The sequence below is a fragment of the Candidatus Phycosocius spiralis genome (assembly GCF_030158815.1).
In the GTDB taxonomy this organism is placed as follows: Bacteria; Pseudomonadota; Alphaproteobacteria; order Caulobacterales; family Aquidulcibacteraceae; genus Aquidulcibacter; species Aquidulcibacter spiralis.
In genome coordinates this window covers 86,351-109,865 of sequence record NZ_BPFZ01000003.1, presented here as the reverse complement: position 1 = coordinate 109,865, position 23,515 = coordinate 86,351, and the positions used below count along the sequence as shown (strand labels likewise).

Annotated in this window: 24 protein-coding genes; 13 read left to right on the top strand and 11 right to left on the bottom strand. The window is 51.1% G+C overall.

The annotated features are described in order from the left end of the window. Positions 1–2: 2 nt before the first annotated feature. From PsB1_RS03625 to ccoN, 6 genes are read right to left on the bottom strand one after another with little or no spacing between them, the layout of a single operon-like run. Positions 3–563 (bottom strand): FixH family protein, encoded by a 561-nt coding sequence (locus tag PsB1_RS03625; RefSeq protein WP_284359120.1) that lies wholly within the window; start codon positions 561–563, stop codon positions 3–5. Continuing rightward, positions 499–2,043 carry a cytochrome c oxidase accessory protein CcoG gene (gene ccoG, locus PsB1_RS03620; protein WP_284359119.1) on the bottom strand — a complete coding sequence of 515 codons (1,545 nt, stop codon included), beginning with the start codon at positions 2,041–2,043 and terminating at the stop codon, positions 499–501. The genes PsB1_RS03625 and ccoG overlap by 65 nt, the downstream gene beginning before the upstream one ends. A 29-nt stretch (positions 2,044–2,072) precedes the next feature. Then, on the bottom strand, positions 2,073–2,957 hold the full coding sequence (ccoP, locus tag PsB1_RS03615; protein WP_284359117.1) for a cytochrome-c oxidase, cbb3-type subunit III: 885 nt from the start codon (positions 2,955–2,957) through the stop codon (positions 2,073–2,075). Continuing rightward, positions 2,950–3,114, bottom strand: a complete 165-nt coding sequence (locus PsB1_RS03610) for a cbb3-type cytochrome c oxidase subunit 3 (protein WP_284359116.1) — start codon at positions 3,112–3,114, stop codon at positions 2,950–2,952. The genes ccoP and PsB1_RS03610 overlap by 8 nt, the downstream gene beginning before the upstream one ends. Before the next feature lie 9 nt (positions 3,115–3,123). Continuing rightward, positions 3,124–3,867, bottom strand: coding sequence for a cytochrome-c oxidase, cbb3-type subunit II (gene ccoO, locus PsB1_RS03605; RefSeq protein WP_284359248.1), 744 nt, complete (start codon positions 3,865–3,867; stop codon positions 3,124–3,126). An 8-nt stretch (positions 3,868–3,875) separates the two neighbouring features. Then, positions 3,876–5,537: a cytochrome-c oxidase, cbb3-type subunit I gene (gene ccoN / locus PsB1_RS03600; protein WP_284359115.1), complete on the bottom strand. Its 1,662-nt coding sequence runs from the start codon at positions 5,535–5,537 to the stop codon at positions 3,876–3,878. Positions 5,538–5,728: 191 nt separating this feature from the next. Here ccoN and PsB1_RS03595 point away from each other — a divergent pair, with 191 nt between their 5' ends. Beyond that, complete coding sequence (locus tag PsB1_RS03595) at positions 5,729–6,136, top strand: hypothetical protein (RefSeq protein WP_284359114.1); 408 nt, start codon at positions 5,729–5,731, stop codon at positions 6,134–6,136. Between the two features lie 35 nt (positions 6,137–6,171). Here PsB1_RS03595 and kdsA read toward each other — a convergent pair whose 3' ends face one another. Beyond that, on the bottom strand, positions 6,172–7,017 hold the full coding sequence (gene kdsA, locus PsB1_RS03590; RefSeq protein ID WP_284359113.1) for a 3-deoxy-8-phosphooctulonate synthase: 846 nt from the start codon (positions 7,015–7,017) through the stop codon (positions 6,172–6,174). Positions 7,018–7,217: 200 nt separating this feature from the next. On the opposite strand from kdsA, the gene PsB1_RS03585 reads away from it, so the two are divergent. The 4 genes from PsB1_RS03585 (at position 7,218) to PsB1_RS03570 (ending at position 9,468) form a co-directional block, all read left to right on the top strand. Beyond that, on the top strand, positions 7,218–7,967 hold the full coding sequence (locus PsB1_RS03585; protein WP_284359112.1) for a DUF6065 family protein: 750 nt from the start codon (positions 7,218–7,220) through the stop codon (positions 7,965–7,967). Positions 7,968–8,124: 157 nt separating this feature from the next. Then, entirely contained in the window at positions 8,125–8,595 is a 471-nt protein-coding gene (locus tag PsB1_RS03580; RefSeq protein ID WP_284359110.1) for a hypothetical protein, read from the top strand. Beyond that, positions 8,592–8,762, top strand: coding sequence for a hypothetical protein (locus PsB1_RS03575; protein WP_284359109.1), 171 nt, complete (start codon positions 8,592–8,594; stop codon positions 8,760–8,762). The genes PsB1_RS03580 and PsB1_RS03575 overlap by 4 nt, the downstream gene beginning before the upstream one ends. Positions 8,763–8,967: 205 nt before the next feature. After that, positions 8,968–9,468 (top strand): MmcB family DNA repair protein, encoded by a 501-nt coding sequence (locus PsB1_RS03570; protein ID WP_284359108.1) that lies wholly within the window; start codon positions 8,968–8,970, stop codon positions 9,466–9,468. Here the strand turns inward: PsB1_RS03570 and PsB1_RS03565 are convergent. Then, positions 9,465–10,145 carry a DJ-1/PfpI family protein gene (locus PsB1_RS03565; RefSeq protein WP_284359107.1) on the bottom strand — a complete coding sequence of 227 codons (681 nt, stop codon included), beginning with the start codon at positions 10,143–10,145 and terminating at the stop codon, positions 9,465–9,467. The genes PsB1_RS03570 and PsB1_RS03565 overlap by 4 nt on opposite strands. A gap of 137 nt (positions 10,146–10,282) precedes the next feature. On the opposite strand from PsB1_RS03565, the gene PsB1_RS03560 reads away from it, so the two are divergent. Both PsB1_RS03560 and PsB1_RS03555 read left to right on the top strand, forming a co-directional pair. Further along, a complete protein-coding gene (locus tag PsB1_RS03560; RefSeq protein WP_284359106.1) occupies positions 10,283–10,975 on the top strand; it encodes an SCO family protein in 693 nt (230 codons plus the stop codon). A gap of 107 nt (positions 10,976–11,082) precedes the next feature. Beyond that, the gene (locus PsB1_RS03555; RefSeq protein ID WP_284359105.1) at positions 11,083–12,363 is read left to right on the top strand and encodes a polyhydroxyalkanoate depolymerase; all 1,281 of its coding nucleotides are present in this window, start codon (positions 11,083–11,085) and stop codon (positions 12,361–12,363) included. On the opposite strand, the gene PsB1_RS03550 is transcribed toward PsB1_RS03555, so the two are convergent. Together PsB1_RS03550 and PsB1_RS03545 are read right to left on the bottom strand one after the other, a co-directional pair. Further along, positions 12,342–13,982, bottom strand: coding sequence for an aq_1923 C-terminal domain (locus PsB1_RS03550; RefSeq protein ID WP_284359104.1), 1,641 nt, complete (start codon positions 13,980–13,982; stop codon positions 12,342–12,344). The two genes, PsB1_RS03555 and PsB1_RS03550, sit on opposite strands and share 22 nt — an antisense overlap. A gap of 540 nt (positions 13,983–14,522) precedes the next feature. After that, positions 14,523–16,682 (bottom strand): transglycosylase domain-containing protein, encoded by a 2,160-nt coding sequence (locus PsB1_RS03545; protein WP_284359103.1) that lies wholly within the window; start codon positions 16,680–16,682, stop codon positions 14,523–14,525. 93 nt (positions 16,683–16,775) lie between these two features. Between PsB1_RS03545 and PsB1_RS03540 the strand changes: the two genes are divergently transcribed. From PsB1_RS03540 to astB, 6 genes are all read left to right on the top strand, one after another. Further along, complete coding sequence (locus tag PsB1_RS03540) at positions 16,776–17,192, top strand: hypothetical protein (protein WP_284359102.1); 417 nt, start codon at positions 16,776–16,778, stop codon at positions 17,190–17,192. A gap of 663 nt (positions 17,193–17,855) precedes the next feature. After that, complete coding sequence (locus PsB1_RS03535) at positions 17,856–18,218, top strand: GntR family transcriptional regulator (protein ID WP_284359101.1); 363 nt, start codon at positions 17,856–17,858, stop codon at positions 18,216–18,218. After that, entirely contained in the window at positions 18,218–19,066 is an 849-nt protein-coding gene (locus PsB1_RS03530; RefSeq protein WP_284359100.1) for an ABC transporter ATP-binding protein, read from the top strand. Before PsB1_RS03535 ends, PsB1_RS03530 begins: the two co-directional genes overlap by 1 nt. Positions 19,067–19,075: 9 nt before the next feature. Next, on the top strand, positions 19,076–19,366 hold the full coding sequence (locus PsB1_RS03525) for a hypothetical protein (RefSeq protein ID WP_284359099.1): 291 nt from the start codon (positions 19,076–19,078) through the stop codon (positions 19,364–19,366). Beyond that, positions 19,363–20,421: a hypothetical protein gene (locus PsB1_RS03520; RefSeq protein ID WP_284359098.1), complete on the top strand. Its 1,059-nt coding sequence runs from the start codon at positions 19,363–19,365 to the stop codon at positions 20,419–20,421. The genes PsB1_RS03525 and PsB1_RS03520 overlap by 4 nt, the downstream gene beginning before the upstream one ends. A gap of 128 nt (positions 20,422–20,549) precedes the next feature. Further along, complete coding sequence (gene astB / locus PsB1_RS03515) at positions 20,550–21,908, top strand: N-succinylarginine dihydrolase (RefSeq protein ID WP_284359247.1); 1,359 nt, start codon at positions 20,550–20,552, stop codon at positions 21,906–21,908. Here the strand turns inward: astB and PsB1_RS03510 are convergent. After that, positions 21,891–23,504 (bottom strand): AbgT family transporter, encoded by a 1,614-nt coding sequence (locus PsB1_RS03510; protein ID WP_284359097.1) that lies wholly within the window; start codon positions 23,502–23,504, stop codon positions 21,891–21,893. The two genes, astB and PsB1_RS03510, sit on opposite strands and share 18 nt — an antisense overlap. Positions 23,505–23,515: the final 11 nt, after the last annotated feature.

Below are 23,515 nucleotides of genomic sequence, written 5' to 3'. Positions count from 1 at the left end.
GTTCAGCGCAGAGATAGGGTGGTCTCCGTTTCAAACTTTGGCGCGCCAGCGATTTGTGCAGAAGCAGCAAAGCGCCACCGCCCCGGTGCCAATTGATCAATCACGGCCCGATACACGCCGGGTGCAGTCTCAATAAATTTGAGTGCTCTATCTTCCTTGGCGTCGGTGGGCCGCCCGATGCTACCCGCCATCGCCGCGCCAATAAGGGGCGCCCCAGACTTATCTGTTAGACGGGCTTCCAGCACAGCCCCACCGCCTGTGGGGCGCTCTAGACCCAAAGTCATTTTCCAGCCCAATTCTGCCTGACGTGCTTTGGCGGCCAGGGTCTCGTTAAACTTCAGGCCATTGATATAGGCATGATCGGTCTCACCCGAAAAAGTCTTGAGGGCTAAAACCACAAACAAGATATTGACCGCCAGCATGACGGCAAAAAAGCCACCAAACATGGCCAGAACGTGCCAGCCGGTAAGTAAAAAAGGCTGTGGCAATGGGTGCGTCTTAGTCTTCATCGCGATCATCGCGGTTCTTAGATTGGTCGGCGCTGATAAAAACGGTTTTAGCATGGGCGGTTTCCCCATCAAGGATGGCTCTCACGTTAAACTCCATATGGCTTGACCGATCATCTTGTTTTTCAGGGTCAGCACTGAGGAAGAGGCGAACCTGAGTGACGCGGTCTGGCCCGGCCTGCACCACAATTTTGTTATCTTTGACCGGGATTTCATTGGCTTCCAATAATCCATACTTGACTCCCTCAAAACTGATTTCTAGTTCACGAGTTTCATTGGCCTTATTGAGAATTTTAAGGGTATAGGCATTGCGGACATGGCCAGTTGATAAGGGTACAAACAAGGGGGCCCGGTCGCGCTGAACACTCACGTCGAGATTTGAGCGTAAGAATAGGCCTGACAACATAAGCCCTGAAATAGCGACAAATAATGCCCCGTAAAACAAAGTACGCCCACGTATAATGACAAAACGTGGCTTTTCCCCAGCTTGGCGGCGTTCGATGTTTTGGATGGTGTCAAAAGCAATTAAGCCCTTTGGTCGCTCAACCTTAACCATAATCTCATCGCAGGCATCAATACATAAGGCGCAATTGATGCACTCAATTTGAAGACCGTCGCGAATATCAATACCAGCCGGGCAAGCAGCAACACATTGGCGGCAATCAATGCAATCGCCACGGCCTTCCCAAGTGTCCCCCTTTTTATGGGGGCCGCGTGGATCGCCACGGTCATAGCGATAGGTCACAGATAGGGCATCTTGATCCAGCATTGCTGCCTGAATGCGCGGCCATGGGCACATATAGGTGCAGATTTGTTCACGTAAGGTGCCAGCAAAAATATAGGTGGTGGCCGTTAAAAGACTGGCGAATACATAAGCTGTTAGGGGCGCTTTAAGCTGGAAAAAATTGGTGAATAAAGTCGGTGCGTCATGGAAAAAGGCAACAAACCAGCCACCAGTGGCCAGCGAAATTACGAGCCAAATCAAATGCTTGCCAATCTTGCGCCACGCCTTGTTGAAATCCCAAGCTTGTTTGTCGAGACGAATACGCTGGTTGCGGTCCCCTTCAAAAAAGTACTCGACAGCGATAAATAGATCGGTCCAAACCGTTTGTGGGCAGGCAAAACCGCACCAAACCCGCCCAAAAAGCGCTGAAGCCAGAAACAGGCCAATCGCGCCAAGGATTAAAAGCCCAGTGACATAATATAGCTCTTGCGGCCAGATCTCGATCGGCCCCAAATAGAAGCGGCGCCCCGCAAAATCGAACAATAAGAACTGATCGGGTGCATGGCCAGGCCTCTCCCAGCGCAAGAAAGGCACTACATAATAAATACCCAAAAAAATCGCGAGCAGTGCCCATTTGGTGTTGCGCCAAAAGCCGTGAACTGCTTTTGGATAGATTTGTTGGCGCTTTTCGTAAAGTTCACGCTGACTGGCGCCATTAACTGCCACAGCATCTGAGCGCATGATGCCATGGCCCGCTTCACCTGCGGTGGTTTCATCTCTTGTCGTTAATCCGATTGTGGATGGGGCTTGCATGATCTTCTTTCAAGCTCAGGATTGAGCGATTAGGTGCCGCCTCCTAAGGAATGCACATAGATCGTCACGGCATCCAAACTCGCGGGATCAAGGCGTTGTGACATAGTCGGCATTACCCCGCCACGGCCCAGATAAATTTGCTGCTCTATCTCTACAGGCGTGCCGCCATATAGCCATTCCTTGTCGGTCAGATTAGGGGCACCAAGCGTCATATCACCCTTGCCATCTGGTCCATGGCAAGCCACACAATTGGTGGTGTAGATAGCTGCACCACGCGCCGCAGCCGCTTGATCTGAGGGCATAGAAGCCAAGCTTAGGACATAATTGGTGACATCCCTTATTTGTGCTGGCTCCAACAATTTGTCGCGCCCATAAGCAGGCATTTGATTAAAGCGCGTGTTGGGATGGTCGGTACGAATACCGTATTCCAAGGTCGTGCGGATGCCTTGAAGTGACCCATCCCAAAGCCATACATCATCGACCAAGCTGGGATAGCCTTTCGCCCCTTGCCCCCCAGCACCATGACAGGTTGAACAATTCTGCGCGAAAATGACCCGGCCAGCCTCTTGGGCAAATTGGGAAAGCTCTTTATCGGCCGCAACATTTTGTAACGGGGTAGCGTGGAGTTTAGTCAACATGGGTGCGCGAGAGGCCTCTAGTGCGCGCACCGCAACCCCAACATCATGGCGATCAGATGCACCTAAAAGTCCCTTGGTATGGCCTGTTATCGTTGGCCAAGCAGGCATTAAAATACAATAGCCAATCGCCCAAATGATCGTCCCGTAAAAGGTTAAGACCCACCACCGTGGCAGCGGATTGTTCAGCTCTGTAATACCGTCCCAATTGTGACCGGTCGTCTCGACTTCACTGACCGTGTCCTTGGCTTGTGCGTCATTGCTGGTTGGCTTAGTCATGACCAATGTCCTCATTTTCAAGCGGCATGCGAGCGGCTTTGTCAAATTTTGGCCGATTGGTGGGCCAGAACACATAGAGGCAGACCGCCAAAAAAATCGCGATGAAGTAAATCATACCAGATGTTTGGGCAAAAGCTGACAATTGCTCATAGGTCATTTTGATCCCTCACCTTAAGTTTTGAGCTTTTTCAGGCTCATAAGTATTGAAATCAACCATGGTTCCAAGCACTTGAAGATAGGCAACCAAAGCATCCATTTCGGTGACTTGAGTAGGGTCGCCGTCAAAGTCGCGGACATTGACCTTCCCACCATAGCGCTGTTGTAAGCCTTCGCTGTCAGCAGTGGGGTCGGCTTGGGCGATAAGATCGACTTTGGCATTGTCGATCTCGGCTTGGGTATATGGGACGCCAACGCGCACATTGGCAATGATATGTTTATCGATCTTATCCTTAATCCCGATCGGGCGACCTTCTAAGAAGGCGTAGGGCGGCATAATAGATTCTGGAACAACTGAGCGGGGATTGATCAAATGTTGAACATGCCAAGCGTCAGAATATTTACCCCCAACCCGGGCAAGATCTGGGCCGGTGCGCTTGGAGCCCCATTGAAACGGATGATCATACATGCTTTCGGCCGCTAAACTATAATGACCATATCGCTCAATCTCATCGCGCAAGGGGCGGATCATCTGGCTGTGACACGTATAGCAGCCTTCGCGGATATAGATGCCGCGCCCGGCCAATTCCAAAGGTGTATAGGGCCGCACGCCATCGACTTTCTCAATGGTTTGCTCAACCCGGAACAAAGGCGCGATTTGCACGATACCCCCGATAGAGACTACCACCAAAATGCCCAACAGCATGAAGAGAGAATTGCGTTCAATCAACTGATGACGTTTGAAAATCATGATCTGCGCCCCTACTCAGCCGGAACAAGGTTAGGATTGGATGGCGATAGAATGAGAGGCTCTTTTTTTGCCACCGCACCTTTGATCGTCATCCAAAGATTGAATGCCATTATGCAAGTGCCGATCAAATAGAGGAGACCCCCAATGGCGCGCACCACATAGGGCAAATGCATCGCTTTCACAGTTTCCACAAAGGAATAAGTCAAAAAGCCATATTCATTATAATCACGCCACATCAAACCTTGCTGGATGCCTGAAACCCACATAGAAGAAATGTAAAATAAAATCCCGATGGTTGAGAGCCAGAAGTGCATCTCCACCAGCTTGAGCGAATATAAGCGTTTACGTTTCCACAGCCATGGCGTTAGAGCATAAAGTGCTCCAAATGAAACCAGACCCACCCAACCCAAAGCGCCTGAATGGACATGCCCGATGGTCCAATCGGTGTAATGGGAAAGTGAGTTGACGGCCCGCACCGACATCACAGGGCCTTCAAACGTGCTCATGCCATAAAATGCCAATGAGGCAACAAACATACGCAAAACCGGATCCGTGCGCAATTTGTCCCACGCACCAGAAAGCGTCATCAAACCATTGATCATACCACCCCAGCTTGGCATCCAAAGCATGATTGAGAACACCATGCCCAAAGTTTGTGCCCATTGCGGCAAAGCCGTGTAATGGAGGTGATGGGGGCCTGCCCAAATATAGATGAAGATCAAAGCCCAAAAGTGCACGATCGATAATTGATAGGAATAGACCGGACGGTTCACTTGCTTGGGTATGAAATAATACATGATCGCCAAGAAACCGGCAGTCAGGAAAAAGCCCACCGCATTATGGCCATACCACCATTGGGTCAGCGCATTTTGAACCCCACCAAACAAGGGGTACGCAGAAGAGGCGAAAAGCGATGTTGGTACTGCCGCATTATTAACCAAATGCAACATAGCAATGGTAACGATACAGGCGAGATAAAACCAATTGGCCACGTAAATATGGGGCTCTTTGCGCTTCCACAAGGTCCCAAGAAACACCAAGAGATAAGCGACCCAGACGATGGTCAGCCACAGATCAACATGCCAAGTTGGCTCTGCATATTCTTGTCCTGACGTAACGCCTAACACATAACCGATCGCCGCCAAAACGATGAAGAGTTGATAACCCCAAAACACAAACCAGGGCAAAATCCCGCCAAAAAGCCTTGCACGACACGTGCGCTGGACCACATAAAAGCTCGTTGCAATCAGGACATTGCCGCCGAATGCAAAAATCACGGCGGAAGTATGCACGGGTCTCAAACGGCCAAAATTCAAAAATCCAAAATCTTTGAAATAAAGCAACTCAGGAAACGCCAGTTGTAAGGCAATGACCACGCCAACCAACATGCCGACAATGCCCCAAATTGTAGAGGCGATTACGCCGTAACGGATGATCGCGTCGCTATAGGTTTTCGCATCGTAGGAAAGGCCATTACCTGCACTGTTAAACACCAAAGTAAAAGCACCAATCACGCCAGCCAACAGTAAAATCCACCCATGGACGACCATCCCGAAATCATCCGCGCGTGAAGTCGCAAATAAAGCCCAAAGCGCAACCAGAAATGAGAGGACACCAACAAAGATGATATCAATGCGCACAGGCGCTTTGGGGTGAATTGAAACCTGATTCATGGTGTTGTTCCCGCCTCCCTCTCCGCAGCTTATTATCCTGCGTATCGATACAAATCCTATTTAACAAATTCCCACAAAAAAAGTGTGGTTATATGTCGCATAAACTAGCCTCAATTGTCGATAGCCCTTATCAATTTCAAATTAAAAGCGTATAGGTGCACTGGAGCACTAAAAGAAAGGGAAAGGCGCACATGGTTCGGCCAAAAACGCAAATCAATCCCGTTGGTTTTTTTTCTGATAAAGGCAAGCAAGATCGCCTGCTTGGCTTTTTCTTGATGGGTTTGGGTGCAGTCCTGACTTGGCTTTGTCCAAGCCTATCTGGGCCAGATGCATTCTTTGGCGCTTGGTGTCGCCCGATCGGGCAAGGCGGTTTTGGCTTCACCGATATGATGAATTTTTTAAGCTTGCACCACTGCCCGATTTGCTATGTAGGCCTTGGATGGGTGATTTATGGATTGATAATGGTTGTGGGCTTCACAGTGCCTTGCCCATTCCTGGAAGGGATAAAGCGCCACAAAAGTAACTTTGGTTTGAGTTGGGAGAGGCTCCTTAGAGGTAACCAGACTCAGCTCAACTTTTCGGCGGCTTCAGATGTTTAAGTGAAGCGATAAGGTCTTGGTCTGCGGTGAACCGCTTAATAGCCTTTGGTAATTTTATCATGGGCGATGATGCTGGCTAAAACTGCTTCCAACTCTGCAAAGGGGACCATATTGGGTCCGTCTGAGGGGGCTTTATCGGGATCAGGATGGCTTTCCATAAAGATCGCTGCAACGCCAACTGCCGCAGCCGCGCGCGCCAGGTATTTGACCATGGTACGATCTCCACCGGAAGAATCGCCCCGACCCCCTGGTTGTTGGACCGAATGGGTGGCGTCAAACACCACAGGCGCGCCAAAGGCCGCCATAATGGGCAGACCACGAAAATCAGTGACTAACGTATTATAACCAAAACTGGCACCGCGTTCGGTAACAAGAACATTTGGATTACCCGAACCCGTTACCTTGGCGATCACGTGTTTCATGTCCCAAGGGGCTAAAAACTGACCTTTTTTGATATTGATGGCTTTACCAGTCTGGGCGGCTGCGATCAACAAATCCGTCTGACGGCATAAAAAGGCCGGTATCTGCAACACATCAACCACTTGGCCAACAAGTCTGCATTGCTCTTCGGTGTGTACATCGGTGATCACAGGCAAACCAAGCTTGGATTGAATTTCCTCAAACACGGCCATAGCCTTATCCAAGCCAAAGCCACGGGCACCTGTGAGGCTGGAGCGATTGGCCTTATCGAAGCTGGATTTATAAACCAAGCCAACGCCAAGCCTTGTGTAAGTTTCTTTGAGCCAATGAGCGGTTTCAAGCGCGTGTTCGCGACTTTCCATCGCGCACGGCCCACAAAAAAAACTGATTGGTAGATGGTTCCCGATTTGAACAGCGCCAGCGTCAGATCCAACGGTCACAATCGTGGCAGGGTTAGTCATCAGCGACTCCAATAGCCTCCGACAGGTTAGAGAGGCTTTCATATTCCAGCTTCAGATAGTGAGCATGTCTAGGCAGGTCCATGCTTTTTGGCTATGAGCTGCATATGCTTTCACAGTTGTAACCCCTAGGAAGTTGTCATTAAACCCCGATTAGGCCAGCTCATCTGGAAATGGATGTGAACCGAGATTGAATTTAAACCATGAAACTGATTTCTTACACTTTGGGCTTTCCGCCCACTCAATTGCGCCCCGGCCCGGCCCAGCGGCCTTGGATGGACCAAACGTCTGATCGCTTTGCTTATCGGTGTTTGCCTCTCAATATCGCCAATCAATATGGCTGGGAAATGCTGTGCCCCTGCACATTTGAAGCTACATGGGACGGGGGTAAAAGCGCTGATGCCATAGTGGTTGATATTTTAGAGGAAGGGTGGCCCCATCCGACTAGCCATTTCGGTAATGGTGTCTTGACTTTCCACGTCAACCAAATCTTTCGCACGGAGCCAGGTACACAATTGATGACAACTGGGCCAATGAACCATCCAAAAGATGGAATTTATGCCCTATCTGGCATTATCGAGACCGACTGGTCTCATTATTCTTTTACCATGAATTGGGTGATGACGAGGGCCTATCACCCTGTGCGCTTTTACAAAGGTGAGCCCTTCGCCCATATCTTCCCGGTCAATTTATCCGCCATTGAACAAATCACTCCAGAATATGCCCCCTATGAGACCGAAGCTGATCTTAAGCCTTCCTATGAGGCGTGGCAGGCAAGCCGTAACGCTTTTAATAAGGCTCTCGATGTTCCTGGGTCACAAGCCCGCAAAGACAAATGGCAAAAGTCCTATTTTCAAGGCTTAGGCCCTGATGGGAAACCCACCACAAAAGCCCAGCATTGGACAAAACTGGATGTGCAGCCTTGGCCTGGAACCAAAACGGGAAAGAAGTAACTTCTGACGTTCTAAAAGCCTAATCACTTCGAGCAAATCTTTTGCCCAATAAGCATTCTTGACAGATTTTAGAGATTATTCTAAACCATTCCACCTAAGATAAAAAGTCGCTGAAATTCCTCTGAACTATCATTCAATTTCACGGGGAGATTGCTATATGCGTGAATTAACAATTGAGGAGTTGGAGTTTGTCAGCGGCGGCGAGACTGTCATTGTCACTGCCCATAGAAGAGATGATTTAACAATATTTATGTGGCAGCAGTTCTGGACCCAGCAGGCTCAATTCAATTCCGCAATCGAAAATCAAGCCCGTATAATGGGCATGCAACTGAACCTGGAAGACGGATGTTTTGAAGAAGTGATTTTTCGGCTCCAACCGCCAGGATTAAGTGGTGCAGTCCAAGGTGCGTTGCAAGCTGTTGGCGGTGCTCTGTTGATGGCATATTCAGACGGGACAATTACGCCACAAGAATGGACCGTAGCGTTTGTTGCTGGGGCTTTGGGTGCTGGAATGGGAGCTCTGGGAGTTAGTGTTGATGCTACATTGACCTCTACGCTTGCCCGTATTGTATGGGGAGTTGGGGTTAACCTTGCAGCGGGAGCTAGTGGTGCTCTGATAACATCATGACCACACTTAAATGGTGGATTGTCTATATTATTGTTATCTTGATTGGAGTAGCTGTGAACTTTGCCGGCGGCCTCACATTTGGTTTTGGCTCTTTTGGCTTCTTTGCAACGATAGGAATTTCAGCATTTGTGAGTGGTATGATTATGAATAGATTGAACAAACTCTGATAAATCTCTTACATATATTCAAGGAATGTATGGGTAAGTAACCAAACTTGGCAAATCTAGAAAGTGCTTTAGTTGCCTAGGCCCATCTAGGCCGACTTGTAGTCCGCAGGAATTTACAGGCGGTGGTAAAAGCAATCTCTGTTGCGTTAGGGCTTTTTGTAAAACCCCCTCTCGACAAAAGAACATAGATGGAACATGATGGCTGATGCTTGAGCCATCCATGCCCGAATTATCGCTTATTCAAGAGGCTGTTCTTGAAACCCCCGTCGCCCAAAGCACGCTGGCGCGGCCAGATGTGACGGTGGCGGTGCGCCAAGGTGCCACGCGCTGTTTGATCCATGCGGGCTATGCGCCCATCTGGGAATTTAAGCTGGCCAATAACCGTCGGGCCGATATTTGCGGCCTAAGCCCCAAGGGTGAATTGGTGATTGTGGAGGTCAAATCGGGGGTGGAGGATTTTCGCACCGATGCCAAATGGCCCGAATATGCGCCTTATTGTGATCTCTTTTATTTTGCGGTCGCACCTGATTTTCCCATCGATCTAATCCCCGCCACACCCGATCAAGCCCCCGGCCTGATTGTGGGGGATGCATTTGGAGCGGAGATTGTGCGCCGTGCGCCCCGCTTTGACTTGGCCCCGGCGCGGCGCAAAGCGGTTACTTTAAGTTTTGCACGCCATGCTGCGGTAAGGGCTTTGCGCCTTTAAGCACCAAAACGCTCGAACGCCTTTATCACCGCTGGACCAAAATCCAAATTGCGCTTGGCATAAAAGCTTGAGATCCGCCCTAAGATAGGCTCTAGTGCAGTTTGGGGCGAACCACCGACAAAGGGTGGTGCAGGATCATATTCAATGGCCAATTGGATGCTTTGGGCAGTGGCTTGGCTGGCGATTTCAGCCACGATGGTCAAGGCAAAATCAATCCCAGCGGTTACCCCGCCGCCTGTAAAAATAGGCCCGTCACGAACCACGCGCCCTTGAGTTGGGATCGCCCCTACATCGGCCAATAGCGCGTGATAAGCCCAATGGGTCGTCGCCTTTATGCCCTTCAACAGACCCGCTGCTCCCAACACAAATGCACCCGTGCAAACACTGGTGATATAGCGGGCGGTTTTTGCCTGCTGCTTTAAGAACCCAATCAAGACAGGGTCTACCATCGCTTGCTCCACCCCAAAGCCGCCGGGCACACAGATGAGATCGAGTGGTGGGCAGTCCTCAAACGTCATGGTCGGCACCAAGGATAGCCCGCAATCACTGGGCACCGGCTCTAACGTATGGCTGATGATATGAACTTGGGAGTCTGGCAAGCGGTGCAGGACCTGTAATGGGCCGGTAAAGTCCAATTGGGTGACGTTTGGGAAAAGCACAAAACCGATCTGAACCATGGCGCCACTCCGTGATGAAAGCGTCACCGCCTTTAATGCGCCTTACTGATTACGCAATGTGTCTAAGACAAAGCGCCGCAGGTAAAGCTGCCCATTTATGCTTGTCATGGCGGCCATTCCATGGTGGATCGCGCTTCATGTCTACTTCGTCTGAGCAACCACCCGCCTCGAAATCCAGCCCTTTGCCCCGCCTGATTGCATTTGTAGCGTTGGTCATTGGCCTTGTGGTGTTGGGCGGGGCCTTTGTGCAACGCAATCTGGCGCAGAAAGCAGCTGAAGCAAGCTTACCAAAAGGGTGTAACGCGCGTGCTTTTGGGGAGATTGGCGGCCCGCTTAGCTTGGTCAATCAAGACAATGTGGCGGTTACCGAAAAGTCCTTTCAAGGCAAGCCTGCTTTAATCTATTTTGGCTTTACTTCTTGCCCTGACATTTGCCCGCTTTCCCTTCAAACCATGACCCAAGCCTTGGATGTGGCCAAAGCAGTGCCAGGCTCTAAATCCGAAGCGATTCAACCCATTCTTATCAGTCTTGACCCAGAGCGTGATACACCTGCTGTGCTTAAAGCTTATGTTGCCTCAGCTGGTTTCCCGGCTTCCTTGCAAGGCCTGACGGGTACAAACGAACAAATTGCCGCCGCTGCTAAGGCGTTTAAGGTGGGTTACAGGAAATCAGTGCCTGAAGGGGCAAAGCCGGAAGATTATGTGATTGATCACACCTCGATCTTTTACTTGATGGACAGCAAAGGCAAATTGGCCACTTTTTTTTCCAGCGACCCTGACCCCAAAGATATGGGTATCTGTATCGCGGCAATCTCAAAACAGGGTCTATAAACCGATGAGGAGGGGATTACTGCGACGTTTGGTTGCCAAATCTTCATAGTTGGCGTGCAAGGATTATACTGTCCGCGTGCTTTGGGCACGCCTTCGAGGGGGCACAGATGCTTTATTCCATGGTTGAGATACAGCGCGCGGCCCTGATGCCATGGCGGGTGGTCGTCAATCTACAGCGAAATTGGCTAGCAAATCCGCTCAATCCCATTGCTGCAACCCCGTTTGGCCGCAATTTATCGGCGGCGTCTGACCTCTTTGAAGCCATGACGCGACGCTATGAAAAGCCGCAATGGCGTATTGATGCGACGATCGTTAACGGCATCAATGTCCCCGTGACCCAACAAGTGGTTTGGTCATCGCCATGGTGTTCTTTAGTGCGGTTTAAACGCGATGATGGGGCTATGCATCAAGCGCGTGGTGCCAATTGGGTAGAACCTCGTGTATTGATCGCGGCACCCTTATCGGGCCATTTTGCAACCTTGTTACGGGGGACCGTACAGGCCTTCATGCAAGACCATGACGTCTATATCACGGATTGGCACGATGCGCGCGATGTCCCGATCGCCGATGGGCGCTTTGATTTGGATGATTATATCGAACATATTCGCACTATGCTGGGGGTAATTGGGCCGAAGGCGCATGTGGTGGCGGTGTGTCAGCCCGGCCCACCCGTATTGGCGGCAATAGCCTTGATGGCAGAAGATAATGACCCCGCTCTGCCTGCCACTATGGCCTTTATGGGTTCACCCATTGATGCGCGCTGTTCGCCCACAGTCACCAATAAACTGGCAGAAGACAAACCCTTCACTTGGTTTGAATCCAAAATGATTCAGACCGTACCACCGATTTTTCCAGGTGCTTTCCGTCGGGTCTATCCGGGTTTTGTTCAGCTCACGTCCTTTATGTCCATGAACCTCACCCGCCATGTTGATGCACACCGAGATTTCTTTAATCATTTGGTTGCGGGTGATGGTGATGAAACTGAAAAACACCGCGAATTCTATGATGAATATCTTTCTGTGCTCGATTTATCAGAAGAGTTTTACCTCGACACGATCAAAAAGGTGTTTCAGGAATATCATCTCCCGCGCGGCATTTTGAGGGTCAAAGGCCGCTTGGTGAAGCCGGAACTGATCAATACGGTCGCTTTAATGACGATTGAAGGCGAAAACGACGATATATCAGGCATCGGCCAGACCCAAGCCGCACATGACATCTGCACCGGCATACCAGCGGATATGCATTATGACTATGTCCAAGAAGGTGTGGGCCATTACGGCGTGTTTAATGGCCGCCGGTTCAAGAGCGAAATCTATCCCCGGCAAAAACAATTCATCCGCACCTATTTTGACGCCAAGCATGAACGTCAGTTTTTGGCCGGAAGCTGATTGGTAAAGGTCATGCCCAGCCTTTTGGTCAAGTCGTAGGGTTCGACCAGACTAGGTAGGGTAACAGGTTCTGGGGGCTGCAAGACAGCGGTCATAACTCCTCCCACTTCAAGCCAGCGTGCCAGAGCATGCATGAAAATCCGCTCCACCTCAGGCCTATCCTTCTGATCTGCTCTTTCGTGCAGAGGGATGGCCCAAGATTGACGCACCTGCTTGATCACCCGTGTATTTTTCTCAATTGTCCTGCTTGTTGTACCCTCTGCAGTTGGTATCATTGCAGCAAACAATCCGGCTACTTTGTCTATCCCGCCTTGATCGATAAGCTCCAGCCTGCCGTTCAGTAAGCGTATGCTTTGAAAAGGAGCCAACGCACTTTTGAGCATCGGTAATACATCAGTATTATTGGGTTTTGTGTCACTTTGTGGTGCTTGGCTGCTTCTTAAGGCAGCAAGCATAGTTTGAGCAGCCGTTTGGACGGTTTGCTCTTGAAAATAGTGTGACAAACCATCCAAAGCTAGGGCCAGATTGATCCTAGCCCATCCTTTAAACTCATAGCCGGCTTGTGAAACACTCATCACATCTGTGGTTGGTTCATATGTGGCATTGTAGTTTAAGACCAATTCAATTCCGTCGGCAATCAAGGGCATGAAAAGGGCTGTAGGACCATTGGGTTCATTTAAGAACATTGCCTCGGGAAAAGTGAGTTTCATCGTCATCGGGTCAAGTTGAGATGATGTAATGATCCCTGCGCTATTACGACCTTGCTTACTATTGATCTTATCGATTGTGAATTTAAACCCTGTGACGTCAACGGCTAGATTTGACAGGCTCATGCCACTGATTCCCACGTCCAAAGGACCGCCGGGCAAAAGGTCTTTTAACCTTTGGCTTGGTGCTGCGGTCGAAGCAGAAGGCGCAACTGCTTTTGGTGTAGACGATAGCAAGTGTAACTCGGCCTGATCCAAGTGCGTAGAGAGACCGTTAGACTTGGGTGCCATGTTTGGCAGTTCGTTGGCGATTGCTTCACCAAATGACGAAAAATAGGGAAGGTTGATATCCCGCATGCTGAAAGATTCAAGGCTCACATCAATGGGCTTATCAAAGCTGCCTATTTTGGCTTTCAAACCCGAAATACCAAATTGTCCAATGTTCTTATCCGTCCAATTAGCCGCCTCAATACGATCAACCGAGGCGAACAGTTTTCTATCTTGATCCTTCGTTGTTTGGGGTTTAACATCAACGTTGAGCTCACCGATCACCAACGAACCCATGTTTAAATCATTGTATTCAGGGTCTCCCATCTGGATATGATGGGGTTTTTTATGGATGAGCCAATTTTTGTTTTTCAATTCAGTCACGTAAATCTTGCCAATTCGGACTAAAAGGTCAGCATCCTCGATTTCAACATTGATCACCGCCAATGAACTGGCCTTTAGGTCACCTTGACTAAGATGGACGCCAAGTAGGTTGACTTCGCCAATGTTGACGCCAAACGCCGCACTCTTTGGCCCCGTTGGCTGCGTCACGACTTTAGAAATACGTATATCACCTTGAAAATCGAGATGTGAGAGATTGTTAGATGCGTCTGCGACGTTTCCATCAAACATCCAGCTGACCAAGGTCTTGAAGTTTGACTTTTGGGTGAGGCCCTTCACTTCAATGTGTTTGATTGTGGTATTTGTGCCGTCCTGATTGCGCAACACACCATTTTTAAGCGTTAGGCTAAACAGCGCTTGGTCAGTTTTTGACCCAGTTTGGGGCATACGTTCTAAGACCAATGTGCCAAAACTGGCACTTATTTTTTTGCTATACTTGTTTCTGATTACAACATTCTCAAAAACTGCCTGATCCTCATTCACACTTTTAGTCACAAACTGAAGGGTTGCACTTGGCTTATCCAATTTGGAAGCCTGCAACATGGTCCCCATTTTGGGTAAAGATTGCGCATAGGCAGATGTGATCAGGAAAGAATAAAGCGCTATAGATGCGAATAAAGTTTTCACAATCATCAATCAACCTCCAATATCAATCACTCAGTATAGATTAATTTGCACATAAGTGATTGTCTGCCAACGCCTAACGCTAAAAACGCCAAAATGCTGAAAACGTCACAACGCTAAGGAATCATAACGATAAGTTTAACTGCATTGCTTGGTAGCTTAGCGGGGTGGACCACTGGCCTCATTGGATTTAGCTTGCACATCCTTGACAATTTCATCCAAAGTGCGGGTCTCTGGACCAGATTTAGGAGCACCCGGGTTCGGGCTAGGCGTGGGCGGTGCGCCGTCATTGCCGGTTGGCGCTGCGACTTCAGCAACATTATCGACCGGGTCAACCGGCAAGGTCTCCACATTGTCGTCGGTGGGCTCAGCTATGGCATTTGGATCTGGTGGTGGTGTCAGTGGCAAGGCAAAGCCACGCGCGGCAACCCCCTTCATCGTGGGTACCATGAAGGCTTTCCAGATGCGTGCTGGGGCAGAGCCACCCGTCACCTTATTGGTTTGAATGCCAAAATTGTCATTGCCAACCCAAACCCCGGCGACATAACCGCCGGTGAAACCGATAAACCAAGCGTCGCGGTAATCGCTGGTGGTGCCCGTTTTTCCCCCAACGGGTCGATCGGGCAATTGGGCGGCACGTGCAGTCCCTGCAGAGACGACCTGGGCCAGCATCAAGTTCATATTGCGTAAGGGCCCATCTTCGATCACCCGGCGTGGCGCAGGCGAAGGGCGTTCCCACAAAATGCGGCCAGAGCGTGTGCGGATACGCTTAAAGCCGTAGGGTGTGATCGCCATGCCACCGTTGGCGAAGGGGACATAGGCTGCTGTCAATTCTAGCGGGGTTAAGACCTCGGTCCCTAAAGCGAGCGTGGATTGGGGATCGAGGCGCGAACGAATGCCCAAACGACGCGCGGCACGAATAACGTTATCGCGGCCTACTTCTTCGCCCAAGCCGACGGCAATTGTGTTGATCGAGCGCGCAAAAGCACCGATCAGCGGCATGGCACCACGGAAGGTGCCATCATAATTTTGGGGTGCCCATTGGCCCACTTTGATAGGTGCATCCACGCGCACCGAATAAGGGGTCTCACCGCGTTCCATCGCTGCTAGATAGACGAACGGCTTAAAGGCAGAGCCCGGTTGGCGCTTGGCGTCTGTAACGCGGTTAAACTCGCTCTCTTGATAATTGCGCCCGCCCACCATGGCGCGCACGCCGCCATCGCCTGCAAAGGCCACCAATGCCCCTTGGCTCATTTTAAGGGGTTTCGCGTTTTGGTTAAGCTCTTGCGCAATTGCACTTTCCGCATTGGTCTGGGCCCGCATGTCCAAAGTGGTTTCAACGATGATATCTTCTTCAGGTTCACCCACGATGGCACCAACATCGCCGGCAATCCAATCGAGGAAATACGCGGCCCCCCCACCGCGCGATATTGGCACAAAGCGTAAAGGCTCTTTCACCGCTTGTAAGCGTTGCTCGCGGCTGATTACTTTTTGCGCCTCCATTACATCCAACACCACGGTGGCGCGATCTTCGGCGCGCTGCGCGCTTGATACTGGGTTAAATCTGGATGGGGCTTTGAGAAGACCCGCGAGTAAAGCCGCCTCAGAAATGGTGAGTTTTTGCGGTGTTTTGTCAAAATACCTGCGTGCGGCTTCATCTAAACCATAAGCACCTGAACCAAAATACACACGTGCTAAATAGAGCGAGAGGATTTCATCCTTTGTAAAACGGCTCTCAAGCCACACCGATAACAAAAGCTCTTGGGCTTTTCGTTTTATGGATTGCTCGGATGATAAAAATAAATTTTTTGCCAATTGTTGGGTGAGGGTGGAACCTCCTTGAACAACCCGACCTGCACGCGCATTGACATAAAAGGCCCTTGCCAAGCCTTCAAAATCAAAGCCCCAGTGGCGGTAAAATTTACGGTCTTCAATCGCCAAAACCGCTTTGGGTACATAGGGGGGGAGGCTTTTAAGATCGATGGGCGGCGAATCAGGGGCACCCCTTCTGTCCACCACCTGGCCCCGAATATCGATATAGGTGATGGAAGGTCGGTCGGTCTTTTTCCACAATCCCTCTGGATCGGGTAAGTCGGACGCCACCCAGATGAAAATGCCGACGCTGCCGATCCCTATCCATAATACTAGGACAGCGGCCCAATAGAATAGAGTTCCAACAAAGCCGCGACCACGACGGGGTGCTGGGTGCGGCACACGGGCGCGGGCGCGCCTTCTGGGTTGTGGCGCATCATCGGGATAGCCACCACGACGGGAGCCACCATTCGACCGACTTGCCTTACTTCCCCCACGCCGTGCCACTCAAAATCCCTTCGCGCTCTAAGCTCGTTCTGTCCTGCCTGATTAGGGTTAATCACAGGTGAATCAGGCAATTCCAAGGAGGGAAACGGGCCTATGTACGGCACGATTTTGCTGCCAAGCTGGCATCTTTATTGCGGTTATACGCCCATGTGTGTTTTTACGGGACAATTCGTTTTGGTTGGAACTGCCTTATGCGATGGGTTTAGTCATCGATTTAGCAAGGGTGCCCGCTATGCCATGCTGTGTATTTGTGATTGTGATCGGCTCACCGAACTTGGCTTGATGAACGATTATGTCACCCATGACGGCCTAGACGCTGGCCGTCTTGTAGTTGAAACCTTAGGCCGTCAGGGCTGGAGCGATATCACGATTAAGGCCTGTCTACCAATCGCCGATAGGCCCGATGGCTGGGTGAGTGAGCTAGAAATTCTCATCGACACCGCAAAGTTGCTAGGCGTGGCGCATATGGTGTTTGAACCAGATTGTGACCGGCCCCAGGTCTTGCATTAAGTGGAATCATGAAGTGGCACGTTACGTGTTCTTAACAATCATGCCTGAAGGATGGAGAACCTAGAGACAGTGGATGGCAAATGTAAATGGAACACGTTCACCTTCAATGCTGATTGATTGTCAACAGTAGATCTAGACGCAAACATGCCTTTCTAGATGCCAAAAATCTGGGAGGGTGATGGTAGGTGAATGGGCGCTTAGGTTTCTCTGAAATGGTTCCTCGGGCGGGGTAACCAATGCATGTTTTCCTGCCGCTTCTGGTGCATGCCTATTGACCCAAGTCCTCACATTATCAATCGTGTACAGATCATGCTTGGGTGATTTGACGCCACATAGGGCTTGATCATCATAGATAGATTTGTACCAGAATCGTCACCTAAGCGCATTGCAGACCTCATGGGTTAAACATGCCCGCAGGCCTTCTAAGTTCTCCATGTCAATAGCTTAGAGGCTAGCACGTAACTTTGCTGAAGGAGCAAACGGTCAAACCCCCTTCATCCTATATCAGTACCAACCTTTCTTGGCATTTAGTGAAGAGCGCTATGGCTTTTGTGTTCGCTAAATGCATCTCGAACACATTTGTCGCTTGACAAGCATGGTGTGTTACTATACCAATACACCATAGCGCTAGTACGGCATGTTTAGCGCGGTTGGGAGTTGTCTATGACGCAAACTTGGCGCGACGATCAACCAATCTGGAGGCAGATCAAGGACCGGGTCCTGTCTGCTATCCTCGATGGGGGGATAAAGGAAGGTGAGCCATTGCCCTCGGTACGGCAGGTGGCGCTCGACCTTCAGGTCAATCCTTTAACGGTATCCAAGGCTTACCAGGAACTCGCTGATGAGGGCTTGGTTGAGCGCCGCCGCGGGCTTGGCATGTTTGTGATTGAAGGTGTCCGTCAGGGCTTAACCGCCAGCGAGCGAACCGTATTTCTAAAAGAAGAGTGGCCAATCGTCTTGGCCCGCATCAAGCGCCTTAATCTGAGCGCGCGCGATTTACTGCAAGACATTGAGGGAAATGGGTAATGACAGATAGTTTGATTTCGGCCAAAGGCTTGGCAAAAAATTACGGCAAAAAACAAGCGCTCAAACCCACCAATCTTGAAATCCCAGCTGGGCGGATTGTTGGCGTCATCGGGGCCAATGGCGCGGGCAAAAGCACGCTTTTAAACTGCCTCTTGGGCCTATCCAATTATGAGGGGGAGTTGCAGGTGATGGGGATGAACCCTTTGATGGAACGCGCCGCCTTGATGGAGCAGGTTTGCTTTATCGCTGATGTCGCAACTTTGCCGCGCTGGGCAAAAGTCGCTGACCTGCTTGATTGGGTGGCGGGCCTGCATCCAAAATTTGATCAAAGCAAAGCGATCGCCCGCATAAAGACCACCACGGTTAAGCTCGACTCTAAAATCAAAGCCCTCTCCAAAGGCATGATTGTGCAGGTTCATTTGGCGATTGCTTTGGCGATTGATGCCCGCATTCTAGTCTTGGATGAGCCAACGCTTGGCCTTGATATCGTCAATCGGCGTGGCTTTTACGACGCGATTTTGTCAGATTTTTTTGATGAAACCCGCACCGTGATCATTACCACCCATCAGGTCGATGAGGTCGAGCCCATTTTGAGCCACGCAATTTTTATTCGCGACGGGGCGGTCACATTAGACGCCTCCATGGAGGATGTGGCCGAACGCTTCTTGGCCGTCGATGTGCTTGATACCCAAAAAAGCGAAGCCGAGGCTTTAAAGCCCTTATACGGCCGATCGCTCCTTGGCCGCACCACGTTTGTGTTTGATGGGGTCAGTGCCGACACGCTTAAAACCTTCGGGGAGCCCAAACGTGTGGGCTTGACCGACCTTTTCGTCGCGCTTGCGCAATAGGGGGCTTAGATGATTACTGGATTATTATTCACTCTCGCCCAAGGTCGCGCCAAAGAGGAGGGACGACCCTTCCCGACCAAAGCGCTGGCAGCCAAACCCGCCACACTTGTGCGCCCAGAAAAGCCTGTCTCAAGGGGTGGGATCATTAAAATAGTGCGCACCTCTGGCGTCGTGCTTGGCCTCATTGGTCTTGCTTTATTGGGACTTGGAGGCGTGGAATGGTCGTTTGATCCGGTACTTGGCCTTAAAATTCAAACAGCTGTTCTTAGCTTTACCCTACCTGCGGGAGTGTTCTCATGAACAAGTTTTTGACCCTTATTCGGCGCGACTTGGCCGATAATCGCGGTGCTTTGATCATCACACCCGTCGTGATCGCAGCCATCCTATTGGTGGTGACTTTGGTGGCCAGCCTAACTGGCCACGCCCGCTTTGGCTTTGATCCGGGGGATTTTTCAAGCGCACGCGAGGCGCGCGGCACCTCCATGTCTGCGGAAATCGAAGTCGGCGGTGGCAATGCAACAGTCAACCGTGACGCAAAAGGGCGCGTGACCGTCGTTGGACCTAATGGCGAAGCGCGGACCTTGGATGAAGCTATCAATAAGAAAACCAAGGAAGGCATCACAGCGGTATTGCCAATCGGTACAGCCATTGCATCAAGCCTGCCTTTAGGCATAGCCCTTATTGCCATCTTGTTCCTGCAGGCAGGCGCTTTGCATGATGAACGCAAGGACCGCACCATCCTGTTCTGGAAATCCATGCCGGTCAGTGATCTAGAAACCGTTGGGGCTAAATTGGTCTCGATTGTTGGGATTGGGCTCTTCTTTGCCTTGATGGTTGGCATCGTCCTGCACTTGGCGATCACCACCATTGCAGTCTTGACCCTCAATCAAGTTGGCATCACCGGTGTGACCCTTGTGCCCGTCTTGGCCAATGCGGTAAAGGTTTGGATCGTCGTCACCGTTGGTCTTCCCTTCTATATTGGCTGGGCGATGCCTGTTTATGGCTGGTTTAGCATGGTCAGCGCTTGGGCCCCTAAAATGCCCTTCATTGCCGCCTTTGCACCCCTCGTCGTGGTCCCCCTCGTCTATATGGCGATTGCCTACCGGGGTAATGACGACGATAAAATTCTCGACGCTTTATGGGACCCCGTCGGCCGCCTGATCGGGGAGCCACTCTATGACAATCTTGGCATTGTTAGCATTAAGAACGCAAAGGATGTTCCAGAGATCCCAGTTAACGAAATACTGGCTCACCTCACCCAAAGCCTAACTCAACCGATGTTCTGGGTGGGTCTGGTAGCCTCTGCTGGCTTTATCTATGCCGCCAGCGAAATCCGCCGCCGTCGGGCACTCTAAGACCTAAGCTTGGGCCGTTGCAGACATAGTGACGGCCCAAACTTCGCTGGCAAGTCACGCAGCTACACCCTAAGTCTTGACTCCTAAGCCTATATCTATAGCCCAAGGCGATAGCTCATAAGGGGTAGATCGTGGCTTTTGAGGCAAATTTTGATGGTCTAGTTGGCTTAACCCATAATTATGGCGGGCTTAGCATCGGCAATCTGGCTTCAACCGCCCATGCGAGCGCGATCTCAAGGCCCAAAGAAGGCGCGCTACAAGGCTTGGCCAAAGCTAAAATGCTGGCGGATTTAGGCTTGGTGCAGGGCCTGTTCCCACCCCATCAACGCCCCCATCTACCCAGCCTGCGCGCGGTCGGCTTTTCAGGCTCTGATAAGGACGTTTTAGCCGCCGCGTGGAAGGCAGATCCAGCCTTGGTACGCGCGGCCGGCTCGTCAGCGCAAATGTGGGCCGCCAATGCGGCAACCGTATCGCCAAGTACCGATTGTGCCGATGGACGGCTACATTTTACCCCCGCAAATCTCATGACCATGGCGCATCGCGCCTTAGAGGCAAGCCAAACCGAAGCGAGCCTTTGGGCCATCTTTGCTAACTCTGACCACTTTGCCGTCCACCATGCTTTACCCTACCAGTCGCTGTTCGCCGACGAGGGGGCCGCCAACCATATGCGGCTATGTCGCGCACATGGCGAGCCCGGTGTTGAGATTTTTGTGTGGGGACGAAACGGGTTTGGCCGTCAACACACCGCCTTTCCAGCCCGCCAAACGATCCAGACCGGGCAAGCCATCGCGCGGCGTCATGGCTTAGAGGCGGGCCGCACCTTGCACGTGCAACAAAGCGTCAAAGCGATTGAAGCTGGTGCTTTCCACAATGACGTTGTGGCGGTGGCGAGCTTAAACGTGCTCTTTTGTCATGAGCATGCGTTTGAAGACCGTTTGGGTACCCATGAAGCGATCAAGCGGGCGTGTGATGGGCTGATGGAAGCGGTGATCGTGGAAGTGCCAGAGGCGGAAGTCCCCCTAAGCGACGCGATCAAATCCTATTTGTTCAATACACAATTACTCGAACTGCCCGGTGAAGATCGTTTGGTGTTGATCGCACCAGAAGAATGCCGTGAAAATCGGCCCACTCATCGCTATTTGCAAAAATTAGTCGCCAGCAATGGGCCGATTGGGCGGGTGATGTTTGTGGATGTGCGCCAATCCATGCGTAACGGGGGTGGGCCTGCATGCCTGCGTTTACGGGTGGTGATGGATGACGCGCAACGCGACGCCTTAGGTGCCAGGGCGGTGTTGGACGATGCGCTCTATCAAGACCTGTCAACTTGGATCGAGCGCCATTATCGTGACACGTTGGGCCCTGATGATCTTGCCGATCCCAACTTGATGCTGGAAGGCCAAGTTGCCCTTGATGAACTCACCGACTTGATGCACTTGGGTTCAGACTTTTATCCGTTCCAGCGTGAAGCTTTATTGCGCACCTGGTAGGCTATAATGGACACTTGCACCTGGTCCTAACGGCCAGTCAAAAAATACCCAAGCCGCCGTCAACGCCATGCCAGACACCATAAAGGCTAAGGCGAAAGGCAACATCAACGATAGTAAAGTGCCCACACCTACATCCTTGTCCCACCGCCGACAAAAGGCAAGGACGAGCGGAAAATAGCTCATCAATGGGGTTGCGATATTGGTATAGCTATCGCCCATGCGATAAGCAGCTGTCGTCATTTCGGGGGAAATTCCAAGCAGCATAAACATCGGCACAACAACGGGTGCCATCGCGCTCCATTTCGCCGAGGCTGAACCAATGAACAAGTCTAAAAGCGAAGAAAAGGCTTGCACGCACACCAATAAAAATGGTGCGGGGAGGCTCCAAGCCTTGAGAACTTCAGCACCGTTGATCGCCGCAATCGGCCCTAGATTGGACCAATTAAACATGGCGATAAAGTGAGCTGCAAAGAAGGCAAACACGATATAGGGGGCAAGAGACCCCACACCTTGACCCATCATATTGACCACATCGCCAGAGGATCGGATGGATTTAACGGTCAGGCCATAGGCCAATCCGCTCGCCAAGAATAACAAACTAAAGCCCCCAATCAAAGCTTGGTAAAATGGTTGCAATTGTGCGGTGCCTTTTTGGGCCTCGTCGATCAAGGGCGTAAAGCCCGGCCATAGCGCCAGAGCAGCAAACCCGATGATGACGCAGAGGGCAGACAGGCCCGCATAAAGAAGGCCGCGCTTTTCATCCGCCGTTACCGCTGACTTGGCTAATTCGGCTTGGAGATCCTGATCGGGCTGGCCCGCCCAGGGCCCAAGGCGAGGCTCGAGAATGCGATCGGTGATGAACCAGATAATGGGGGTGAACAACACGACAATCGCCAGAATAAACCACCAATTGCCCAATGGGTTCATCGTCCAAGTTGGGTCAATGATGCGCGCGGCTTCTTGGGTAAAGCCAAACAATAAAACGTCGAGTTGGCCAGGCGTGATATTGCCGGCAAAGCCACCCGAGACAGCGGCAAAGGCAGCCGCGATTCCAGCCAAGGGATGACGGCCAGCCGCAGCATAAACCAGACCGCTTAAAGGGATAAAGACGACGTAGCCTGCATCAGAGGCATGATGGCTCATCATCCCAATCACGCACACAACAGGGGTCAGATAGGGGCGCGGTAAATCGCGTAAACTAGAGCGGATTAATGCGCTAAAAAGGCCCGTTCGCTCACCAACCGCCGCGCCCAGCATCACCACCAAAACCATGCCTAAAGGCGCAAAGCCGGTTAGGGTGCGGGGCATATCGACAATTAGTCGCTTGATATTTTCTTCGGTAAAGAGGCTGGTGGCTTCAAATGATAAGATGCCATCCTTAAGCTCGCCGCCACTTGGTGCCTTTTCGCCTGCAAAAGGTAAAGATGCCGACCAACCAAGCACTGAACCAATCACCGACAGCACCATCAAGAAGCCGATCAGCCAGACGAAGATCATCACGGGATCGGGCAAAAGGTTTCCAATCCGCTCAACCCATCCTAAAAAACCGCGTTGATGCGCTGGGACTGGCTTGGCTGGAGTGGTTGCTTGGGTCATAGAGGTCGCCA